The sequence below is a fragment of the Pseudomonas sp. 39004 genome (assembly GCF_028682155.1).
GTDB lineage: Bacteria > Pseudomonadota > Gammaproteobacteria > Pseudomonadales > Pseudomonadaceae > Aquipseudomonas > Aquipseudomonas capeferrum.
In genome coordinates this window covers 1-11,338 of sequence record NZ_JANIAG010000179.1, presented here as the reverse complement: position 1 = coordinate 11,338, position 11,338 = coordinate 1, and the positions used below count along the sequence as shown (strand labels likewise).

Sequence of the window (11,338 nt, the reverse complement as noted above, 5' to 3'; positions counted from 1 at the left end):
CTGCCGGGTTCCACCGGCGCGTGCCGCACGGCATGGGTCGCCCACACGACCTGCTCTGGGGGATGCCCCTGTCTGCGCTGCCTGCCGATACCCCGCAGTGGGCGCTGCAGGTGGTGGCAAGCGGCCAACCTGTGGTGGTGCGCCGTGCAGCCTGCGCGGACGGCTGCGTGGCGGTGGGCGTGCGCGGGCAAAGCCGGGATCAGCGGCTGGGCACGCAGATGCGCCTGGGCGATATCCAGCGTCTGCAAAGCCCTGAGGCATTGCGTTGTTGCGAGCCGAGCCTTTGGCCTGCGCTACAGGCCTTGGCCTCGGTGGCCCCGGTGCTCGACACCTGCGGGCTGGCCTGGGGCCCGACGGGCGGGGTGGGCTACCAGTTGGCCACGGGCATTGGCGTGTTGCACCTGGCCAGCGATCTGGACCTGGTCCTGCGTGCGCCGCACCCTTTGACACGGGCAAAGGCCGAGGAACTGCTGGACATCCTCGACTGCGCACCGTGCCGTATCGATGTGCAGCTGGAAACACCGGCAGGCGCCGTCGCCCTGCGCGAATGGGCAGGTTTTGCCCGGCGCGTACTGCTCAAATCGCCGCTCGGCGCGCGCCTGGTCAGCGACCCCTGGGCTGCCCTGGAGTGCGCGGCATGAGCAGCCTGTTCGCGTTCCCCGGCCAAGGGGCTCAGCAGGTGGGCATGTTGCATCGTCTGCCTGACGACGCCGGTCAATTGCTGGAAGAGGCCAGTGATACTTTGGGCCAGAGCGCCCTGGGCCTGGACAGCCAGGAGGCCCTGCAGGGCACCCGTGCGGTGCAGCTTTGCCTGCTGCTGAGCGGGGTTGCCTGGGCCCGTTGGCTGATGCAGCGCAGCCCTGCGCCGGACTACGTGGCCGGCCTGTCGATTGGCGCCTATCCCGCTGCGGTTGCGGCGGGTGCCCTGGGGTTCGCCGATGCTGTGCGGCTGGTGGCCCTGCGTGGCGAGCTGATGCAGTGCGCCTATCCGCACGGTTACGGTATGACCGCACTCAGCGGCCTCGACCTGGCTAGCGTCGAGCGTTTGCTGAGGGCGGTGGGCGGCGAGGTCTACGTCGCCAACCTCAACAGTGAAAACCAGATCGTCATTGCCGGCAGCGAGGCGGCCATGGCCGCGGTGGCACGCCGCGCGCGCAGCCTGGGCCAAGGCGTCGCACGGCGCCTGGCGGTGAGCGTGCCATCCCATTGCCCGCTGCTCGCCGGCCCGGCTGCAGAGCTTGCCAAGGCCTTTGCCACGGTCGAGCTGCGCCGGCCTGCGATCACCTACCTGAGTGGCAGCAGTGCACGGCCAATCTTCGATACACAGCGCTTGCGCGACGACCTGGCCGGCAACATGGCACAGGTGGTGGATTGGCGTGCCACGTTGCGCAACGCCTATGAACGCGGGGTACGCCTGCACCTGGAAATACCGCCGGGCAGTGTGCTCAGCGGCCTGGCCCGGCCGGTGTTTGAACAGGGCAGGGTGGTGAGCGTGGAAGGCACCCGTCCAGACACCCTCGACGCGCTGCTGCGCCAGGAGGTGGCCCAGAACCGATGATGGCAGGCTGGAGCGATGCCTGTAGGAGCGGCCTTGTGTCGCGAAAGGCCGCAAAGCGGCCCCGACAATCTGGCAACTCCCACATTGACCGCGTGAGCCGCGCAAGTGTGTGTTTACGAAGAACAACAACAAGCAACTTCGACACTACCTGAGGACAACAACAATGATTATCTATGGTGTGGCTCTGCTGGCGGTATGCACGCTTGCCGGCGTCATCGTCGGCGACTTCCTGGGCGTGCTGCTGGGTGTCAAATCCAATGTGGGCGGGGTCGGCATCGCCATGATCCTGCTGATCTGTGCGCGGTTGTACAGGCAGCGCCATGGCGGCATGAGCAAGGAGTGCGAGTTCGGCGTCGGCTTCTGGGGCGCCATGTACATCCCGGTGGTGGTGGCCATGGCCGCCCAGCAGAATGTGGTCACCGCCCTGCATGGCGGGCCGGTGGCGTTGCTGGCGGCGATCGGCGCAGTACTGGTGTGCGGTGCGACCATCGCGCTGATCAGCCGCAGCCACCGCGGTGAACCGTTGCCCGCACTTGAGCCTGCCCCCGAAGCCCCGGTGCAGGTTGCCCCTGCAGGAGGTCGTTGATCATGTGGCCGATCATGGACAATGCCCTGGAACACAACGGCCTGATCACGGCCTTCGCGGTGGTCGGTGCGATCATGTGGTTGTCGGTACTGATGTCGAAATACCTGACCTTCGGCCGGGTGCACGGCTCGGCGATCGCCATCGTCATCGGCCTGGTGCTGGCCTGGGTAGGCGGCACTGTTACCGGCGGGCAAAAAGGCCTGGCGGACATGGCGCTGTTCTCAGGCATCGGCCTGATGGGCGGGGCGATGCTGCGAGACTTCGCCATCGTCGCCACGGCCTTCGAAGTGCAGGCCACCGAAGCCCGCAAGGCCGGGATGATTGGCGCCGTGGCGTTGCTGCTGGGCACGGTGCTGCCGTTTATCGTCGGTGCGGCGGTCGCCTATGCGTTCGGTTACCGCGATGCCGTGAGCATGACCACCATCGGAGCGGGCGCCGTCACCTATATCGTCGGGCCAGTGACGGGCGCGGCCCTAGGCGCCAGCTCCGATGTGATGGCGTTGTCGATTGCCACGGGGTTGATCAAGGCGATTCTGGTGATGGTGTTCACGCCGGTATCGGCGCGCCTGCTGGCCCTGGACAACCCGCGTTCGGCCATGGTGTTCGGCGGTTTGGCCGGGACGGTGTCGGGGGTGACGGCGGGGTTGGCGGCAACGGACCGGCGGCTGGTGCCCTACGGCGCGTTGACGGCGACGTTCCATACCGGGCTGGGCTGCCTGATGGGGCCTTCGATCTTGTATTTCTGTGTGCGTGGCTTGATGGGTTAAAGGCGATGGGCTGCGCAGCAGCCCCATCCCCCGAATCGGGGAAAGCCGTTGGGGAATCCTCCCCAATCTGTTTCGGTTGATCGCATAACACACTGAAATTAATAGCAATTCACATGTGGCATATACCTTGCTGAACCTCCTCGCAGAGTTCCTGTGTTCCGGAGGTGCAGCATGTCGACCCCGCTCAAAGGCCCCGTCCTGTCATCATTCTTCCTGGCCCTGCTTGGCTGGGAAGCGACCAGCGAGGCAGCTGTGCAGTGCCAGCGCACCTTGGTCGCCAATGTGGTGGCACTGGACCAGCCGCTGATGTTCAACCGCCTTGGCGCGCAAAACGCCAACGGCATGATGTTCGCCCTGCGCGAGGATGTGGTGGACGAGCACCAGGTCCCGCTCGGCAAAGGTGGCGCCGCCGTGCCTGGCAAAGTCACCTTGCGCCCGGACAAGCGCCCACGGCCAATCGTGTTGCGTGTGGCCGCAGGCGACTGCCTCACCGTCAACCTGACCAACCTGCTGGCCTACCAGGCCAACCCCAACAAGCACGGCATCGACCACGAAGAGAACGAGGCCGAAGGGGAGGAGGAGGAAGGGCCGGAAACCGAATTCGAAAACGAAGGCGGTGAGCACTTCGTCGCCGATGAGCAAGTCAGCGACCGCCACGTAGGCTTCCAGGTCAACGGCCTGCAAGCGGTCAACAGCATTGGCGATATTGCTGCCAACACCGGCCGCAACGGCAACTTCCTGGTGTCACCGGGCAACACCCGCAGCTACACCCTGTATGCCGAACGCGAAGGGGCGTTCGCCGCCACCAGCCAAGGCGCGACCTTCGGCGGCCAGGGCGGTGCCGGTAACGTTGCCAATGGCTTGTTCGGCCAGGTGGTGGTGGTGCCCAAAGGCGGGCGCACCTTCCGCAACACCCTCACAGAAGAAGAGATGCGCCTGGCCAGCACCGGCCGCACCGCCACTGGCCAACCGGTTATCGATTACCAGGCACGCTACCCGCAGGCCGAGCCTTGGATCACCGAAGGCAAGGCCGGGAAACCGATCATCGCCATGGTCGATGGCAACGAGATCCTCAACAGCGAGACCGATGCCATTGTCATGGGCCCCAACCCCGATGGCAGCTTCCCGCGTTCGACCTATCCGCTGGAAAGCGTCAACAAACGTAACCCGGCGCTGCCCAACCGGCTGGACGCGTTCCGTGATTTCGCCTCGCAGTTCGCCGACGAAGTGGCCGCAACCCAGGCCTTCCCCGGTTACTGGGCCGACCCGATCATGGGCCATGTACTGGAGCCGACCCGTGATTCGTTCATGATCAACTACGGCTCGGGGGGCATGGGTGCCGAAGTGGTGGCCAACCGCCTGGGCGTGGGCCCGATGCACGACTGCTTGTCCTGCGCCTACGAGGAGTTCTTCCTCAGCGCCCACACCGTGGGCGATATCGGCACGCTGGTGGATGTGCCGGCCAACGTTGGCCTGGAGAACATCCGCCCAGGCGAGACGCCGCCGGCCAGCGCCATCGGCGTCAAGGCCAGCATGGCCCTGTACCCGTCAGAACCGGCCAACGTCCACCACAGCTACATTGGTGACTTCACCAAGTTCCGCAACACGCACAACGGTCACGAACAGCACATCTTCCATTTGCACGGGCACCAATGGCTGTTCAACCCCAACGACGATAACTCCGACTACGTCGACGCCCAGGGTATCGGCCCGGGCATCGGCTACACCTACGAGATCGCCAACGGTGGCTCTGGCAACCGTAACCGGGTGGCCGGCGATGCCATCTATCACTGCCACTTCTACCCGCACTTCGCCCAGGGCATGTGGGCCATGTGGAGGGTGCACGATGTGTTCGAGGAAGGCACCCGGCTGGAGGTCAGTGGCCAGGCCGCGAACGGCTACCACAGCACCCCGTTTGCCCTGCGCAGCGGCAAACCGGCGGTTGGCGCGCGGGCCTTGCCCGACGGTGAAATCATTGCCGGCACACCCATCCCCGCCATCGTCCCACTGCCTGGCAAAGCCATGGCGCCCATGCCGGGCAAGGTGGTCGTGGTACCCAAACTTGCCGAGCAACGGGTGGCAGCCAATGACGAGGAGGATGACGACGGCGAGGAGGGCGACGATGACCACGGCCATGGGGTAGCTGAACCCAAGGCCGTCGGCTCGCTGGCACTGGTTGACCGCAGCGAGAGCAACCGTAACGCCGATGGCACCTTGAAAAACCCCGGTTATCCGTTCTGGATCGGTGGCATGGAAAGCAGTGTCGGCCAACGGCCTCCCACCCCGCCGCTGGACATGCTCGACCCTGCACTGGCCCAGCAACTCAAGAACAGCGGCAACGCCCTGTGGGCCAACCTGGACGCCAACCAGGTCGATGGTTGGGATGGTGGCCTCGGCCGGCATGCACTGGATGGTGTTTCGGCAGGGGGTGAAGCACAGACCACCACCACCAAGCTGGATTTCTCCAAGGTGGTGCACAAAGCCAAGCCGATCTACCTGCCCGAAGAGGGCACGGAAGTCGAGCAGGCAGCCATGAAATTCCACGCCAAGGCCGAGCACCCCAGCTATGCGCTGATACCCGGCAGCCAACCGGTGGCGCGTAACTTCCGCACCAACGGCGCCCTGCCGACCGCCGGTGCGCCGTTCTTCGAACCCTGCATGGACGACCGTGGCAAGCGCCTCACCCAGTCGTCGGGTGTGGGCGAGTACGCCAGCGGCGAGAGCCTGACCGGCATGAACTTCCGCGGCGCTTCCACCTTCACCGCCGACCGCCCGCGCATCTACAAGGGCGCCAATATCCAGTTCGATGCTGTCTATAACAAGGTCGGCTACCACTTCCCGCAGGCACGCATCATCGCCCTCTGGGAAGATGCCTGGCCGGTGATCACCAAGCAGCGCCCGCCAGAGCCGTTGGTGATGCGCATGAACACTTTCGACTGCACCATGTACCAGCACACCAACCTGATCCCCTCCATTTATGAGATGGACGACTACCAGGTACGCACCCCGACCGACGTGATCGGCCAGCATATCCACCTGCCCAAGTGGGACCTCACCGCAGCCGACGGTTCGGCCAACGGCTGGAACTACGAGGACGGCATCCTCTCGCCCGGCAGCGTGGTCGAGCGCGTGCATGCCATTCGTGCCTACAACGGTTGTACCGAAGGCGACAGCCGGGACGGTACCGCCGCCTGCCCGAAAGCCAAGCAACACCCTTACTTCGGGCGTTTCGGCCGGGCCGACTGGGTGGGCGCGCGCACGGCGATGCAACGTTGGTTCGCCGACCCGGTGGTCAACGTGCATAACGTCGACCGTGGCCTGGGCACCATCTTCACCCACGACCACCTTGGCCCATCGACCCACCAGCAGTTGGGCCTTTACGCCACGGTATTGGCCGAGCCTGCCGGCTCTACCTGGTACCACGCCGAAACCGGCGAGCAGCTGTACAACCCGTCTCGCCAGGACGGCGGGCCGACCTCGTGGCAGGCGGTGATCAAGACCGGTGACCATGACGGCGATGGCCGTAACGACAGCTACCGCGAGTTCTTCCTCGAGTACAGCGACTTCCAGCATGCCTATGAAGCGGGCGTGTACGTTGGCGCGGGGCCAGACGGTATTCCCAATGGCCAGTCGTACCCGGCCACTGCCGACAGCTTCCGCTACGCCATCAACCCACCGGTACGGCAGAAGGCCTCGTCGCTGCTCGAATCGGTGGTCGAGTCGCGTGGCGGGCTGAGCCCAGGGTGCCCGACCCGGCCGTGCCCACAGGCCATTTCGGTGGATGACCCTGGCATGTTCGTCGTCAACTACCGTAACGAGCCGCTGGCCCTGCGGGTGTTCGACCCCAACAAGGTGGCCCCGGACGGCAAGCGTGGCATGCAGGCCGACGGCCTGGGCGGCGACCTCAGCTATGCCTTGCAAAGCCGCATTGACCGCGCGATCCCGGCGATGAACATGGCGCCTTCGGCGATCACCTCGGCGGTGGGCCCCACCGGTGGCACCACGGTATTCCCGCCGCACATCAACACCGCCGGCAGCGAACCCGGCGACCCGTTCACGCCAATGTTGCGCACCTACTCGGGCGACAACGTGCGGCTGCGCATGCATGCCGGTGGCCATGAAGAGGAGCACAACGTCACCTTGCACGGGGTCAAGTGGCTGCAGAACGGCTCGGGCTTTGGCAGCAGCTCCAACTCGGGGTGGAAAGCGTCGCAGATGATCGGCATCTCCGAGCAACTGGGCTTCATGGCGCCGGTGTCGATGATCTCCAGCTCCGCCGCCACCAACGGCGACTACCTGTACTCGCTGGACGCGGCATTGGAAGGCTACTGGAATGGCATCTGGGGCATCATGCGCAACTACACCACCTTGCGCCCGGACCTGTTCCCGCTGTCGAACAACCCGCAGCCGGTGGCCATGCGCAACACCGTGAACTTTGACGGCATCTGCCCGAAAACCACGGCCAACGTCAATGGCATCGGCACCCGGGCGACGGTCAAGCGCAACTACGAGATCGTCGCCGCACTGGCCAACGACATCCTCGAGAACCGCCACGGCGTCAGCATCGCCGACCCGGCGGGGGTTGGCCAGCATGTCGGTGGCCCGCTCAAGGCCGCCGGCGGCACCCTGGTGTTCAACAGCCGCACCACCAGCATCCCGCAGGTCACGGTGGTCGACGAGGAGGACGGCACCACCTTCACCGTCGGCGGCCACAGCGCACCGCTGCACGACCCGACCGCTGTGCTGTATGTGCGCAAGGCAGACCTGGATGCCAGTACCGGCAAGCTCAAGCCCGGCGTGCCGGTAGAGCCGCTGGTGCTGCGCGCCAGCGCCGGTGACTGCATCAGCATCACCTTGGAAAACCGCCTGCCGCTGGTGATGCCCGACCTGCCGAGCACCGCAGTGATGCAGAACGTGGTCAAACGTGACCGCAACGGCAGCGAAGGCTCCACCGCCTTCAACAACAACCTGATGCGGCCTTCCAGCCATGTGGGCCTGCATGCCCAGTTGCTGGCCTACGACATCACCAAGTCCGACGGTGCCAACGTTGGCCTCAACCCGGTGCAGACCGTGCCGCCGCGGGCCGGCAACAGCGGCGCCTACCCGTCCAAGGTGTACCAGTACTACGCCGGCCACCTGGAGCGCGAAGGTAAACCGGTGCTGCAACTGGGCCGTACGGTAGACAACATCAACACCACGGCGATCGAGTTCGGCGGCCTCAACCTGACCCCGTCGGACTTCATCAAGCAACCGCAAAAAGGCCTGGTGGGTGCCATGAGCATCCTGCCGCAGGCTGCCACCTTCACCGAGGACACCGCCAGCCGTGCCCAGGCGACAGTGAAAGTCAGCGGCCAGCCCGACTACCGCGACTTTGTCACGGTGTGGCAGCGCTCGATGAATATGCGCTGGGCTGATGGCCGGCCTGTGGAAGGTATCGCCACCGAGGGCAATGGCGTGCCGGGCGACCCTAAAGACAACGGCAACATGGCCATGAACTACAAGACCGAACCGTTGTGGCTGCGCTTCGGCATGGCGCCGGACGCACCCTTCGGCCACGCCGACGGCAATGGCTTTGCCGATGTGCCAAATGCCCACATGGCCTACAGCAACGCCCTGGTCGGTGGCGACCCGCAAACGCCGGTGCTGTGGGCCAAACCTGGACAGCCGGCGCGCAGCCATGTGCTGATGCCAAGCGGTGGCAGCCGCGGTATCACCTACCAGCTGGACGGGCACCTGTGGCCGCTGCACGCCTACCAGGCCGAGAAGAACGACGCCGATGGCTACCCGATGAGCCTGCCTGGCATCGGCTCGGTGCGCTTCGGCTACAACCCGATGTCCATCTACATCGGTGCCCAGGAAAGCGTACTGCCGGCGGCGCACTTCAGCTTCATGCTGCCCAGCGCAGGCGGGGCCAACGCGGTGCCGGGGGACTACCTGTTCCGCGACTACGCCGCCTACGGCAACCTCTCGGGGCTGTGGGGGATCTTGCGGGTAACCAACGAAGCGCCGCCGGCAACGGCTGCAGCACAATAACGACATGGGAGCGCGAGCATGAACAAGAAGACTCGCCCTGCTTACTTGGGGGTACTGCTGGGGGTAGCGCTGATCGGCCTGGGCGTTGCCTATGAAAAACTCTGGTGCGACCCGCGCGAGCTGTTGCAGGAGCCTGCCGACCCGCAGGCCCTGCATCGGCTCAGCCGGGACGGCGTGACCGTGGAGTTCGAGGCCCGCCCGCTGGCCGGGGGCGAGCTGCGCGAAGGCGCCTTTGCCAGCATTCGCTTCAAGGTCAGCGACCAGACCAGCGGCCAGCCGCTGTCGGGCATGGCGCCGGGGGCCTGGATCGACCCGGCCCAGTCGGCACCGGTTGGCGACCGCGACCAAAGCTGCAAGGCCCGTGTCGCACTGTTCTTGAAAAGCAGCATTGGCGCCCGGCCGCTGCTCGACCTCAACAGCTACTTCCTGTTGATGCTGAACAAGGACGCCAGCCTGACGGTGATCGACCCGACGGTGTCGGTGGGCGGTGTCACCAGCACCATGGCCCGCATCGAATTGCCGGGCAGCCCCATGGACTGGGCAGCCACCGGCGACGACAAACAGGTGTTCGTGTCGATCCCCGAACGCGGCAAGGTATCGGTGATCGACACCGAAACCTTCACCCGCGTGGCGGACCTGGACGCCGGCGAGCAACCGACACGGGTGGTGCTGCAACCCGACCAGCACCGGCTTTGGGTGGGCAACAACAGCAGTGACCCGGCCAAGGGTGGGGTAACGGTGATCGATGTGCCCGGGCGCAGTACGCTCAAGTCCTTCGCCACCGGCTCCGGGCACCACGAGATCGCCTTCAGCAGCGACTCGCGCTACGCCTACGTCAGCAACCGCGACAGCGGCACCCTGAGCATCATCGACATCCCCGAAATGCGCCTGGCCAAGACCCTGGAGGTGGGCCCGCACCCGCTGTCGGTGAGCTACTCGGCGTTGTCCCAGGCGGTCTACGTGGTCGACGGCAGGGAAGGCACGGTGCGGGTATTCGATGGCCGTAGCCATCAATTGCGCCACACCCTCACGGCTGAACAAGGCCTGGGCCCGATGCGCTTCAGCAGTGACGGGCGTTACGGCATCGTGCTCAACACCCTGGAAAACCAGGCCCTGGTGATCGACGCCAGTACCGACACGCTGATCCACCGCATCCCGGTGGCGGCCGAACCGTATCAGCTGACCTTCACCAAGGGCTATGCCTACGTGCGCGGCCTGGCCTCGCCGAGGGTCAGCATGATCAACCTGGGCAGCCTTGGGCAGGGGCGTTCGCCGATCGTCCAAGGCTTCGACGCAGGCCCCGCCGCGCCGCGCCAGGCCGGCGACCTGCCGCTGGCCCAGGGGCTGTCGGTATCGCGTGACGACAACTCGGTGTTCGTGGTCAACCCGGTGGACAACACCACCTACTTCTACGCCGAGGGCATGAACGCGCCGATGTCCGGCTACAACAACCGCGGCCATCAGGCCCGCGCCGCCATCGTCGTCGACCGCAGCCTGCGCGAGGTGGCCCCGGGGGTGTACGGCTCGACGGTGAAAATGCCGGCAGCCGGCAAGTTCGACGTGGCCTTCCTGCTCAACCAGCCGCAGATCATTCACTGCTTCAGCACCGATGTCGCCGCAGCGCCGAATGCCCGCAAGCACAAGGGCGCGCATGCCGAGTTTCTCGGCCTTGAACAGCCGCTGCCGCAGCACAGCGCCTTCACCGCGCGGGTGCGCATCGTTGGCGATGACGGCGAGCCGCGGCTTGGCCTGAGCGACCTGAGCCTGCGCTATTTCCTGGCGCCGTCGTCGATGCCGCGCAACCTGCGCCTCGTAGAAGTGGGCGAGGGCATCTACCAGGCTGCATTGACCCTGCCTGAAGCCGGCGCCTGGTACCTGCATGTGCAGTCGCCGTCGCTTGGCCGCAAGTTTGCCGAAGAAAACTACACCAGCCTGCGCGTCCTGCCGGCTTCGGTCTCCACGGCTGCCCAAGGGGACGCTACCCAGATGCAAATAAGGAGTGTGCGATGAACGCCAAGCATGCTTTTACACGGCTGGGCCTGAGCCTGGCGCTGCCACTGTTGTTGTCCAGCAACCTGGCCCTGGCCCATGCCGGGCATGACCACGATGGCCCTGCCGAGCAACCGCCCGCCGCGCGACAGGAGAAGGCCAGCCTGCGCTTCGCCGATGTCTCGCTGCTCGACCAGGATGGCATGCCGGTGCGCCTGGAGAAGGACCTGGTCGGGGATCACCTGGTGGTGATGGGGTTCATCTACACCAGCTGCACCACGGTGTGCCCGGTGGTGTCGTCGATCATGGGCAAGGTCCAGCAGCAGTTGGGCGGCCGTGTCGGCGAGGAGATCCACCTGGTGTCGATCAGCGTCGACCCGCAGCGCGATGACGCCAAGCGCCTGC

At 65.6% G+C, this 11,338-nt stretch carries 7 protein-coding genes; all 7 read left to right on the top strand.

The window, feature by feature from the left end:
• Positions 1–32 precede the first annotated feature (32 nt).
• A complete protein-coding gene (locus tag NP534_RS22705) occupies positions 33–641 on the top strand; it encodes a malonate decarboxylase holo-ACP synthase (RefSeq protein WP_274100186.1) in 609 nt (202 codons plus the stop codon).
• Complete coding sequence (gene mdcH / locus NP534_RS22700) at positions 638–1,558, top strand: malonate decarboxylase subunit epsilon (protein WP_274100185.1); 921 nt, start codon at positions 638–640, stop codon at positions 1,556–1,558. The genes NP534_RS22705 and mdcH overlap by 4 nt, the downstream gene beginning before the upstream one ends.
• Positions 1,559–1,721: 163 nt before the next feature.
• Positions 1,722–2,144, top strand: a complete 423-nt coding sequence (madL, locus tag NP534_RS22695; protein ID WP_274100184.1) for a malonate transporter subunit MadL — start codon at positions 1,722–1,724, stop codon at positions 2,142–2,144.
• A 2-nt stretch (positions 2,145–2,146) separates the two neighbouring features.
• Entirely contained in the window at positions 2,147–2,911 is a 765-nt protein-coding gene (gene madM, locus NP534_RS22690) for a malonate transporter subunit MadM (RefSeq protein ID WP_033697574.1), read from the top strand.
• A gap of 171 nt (positions 2,912–3,082) precedes the next feature.
• Positions 3,083–8,944 (top strand): manganese-oxidizing multicopper oxidase MnxG, encoded by a 5,862-nt coding sequence (gene mnxG, locus NP534_RS22685; RefSeq protein WP_274100183.1) that lies wholly within the window; start codon positions 3,083–3,085, stop codon positions 8,942–8,944.
• A gap of 18 nt (positions 8,945–8,962) precedes the next feature.
• Positions 8,963–10,954 (top strand): cytochrome D1 domain-containing protein, encoded by a 1,992-nt coding sequence (locus tag NP534_RS22680; protein WP_274100182.1) that lies wholly within the window; start codon positions 8,963–8,965, stop codon positions 10,952–10,954.
• On the top strand, positions 10,951–11,338 hold a 388-nt coding region (locus tag NP534_RS22675), incomplete at its 3' end, for an SCO family protein (RefSeq protein WP_274100181.1). The genes NP534_RS22680 and NP534_RS22675, both read left to right, overlap by 4 nt.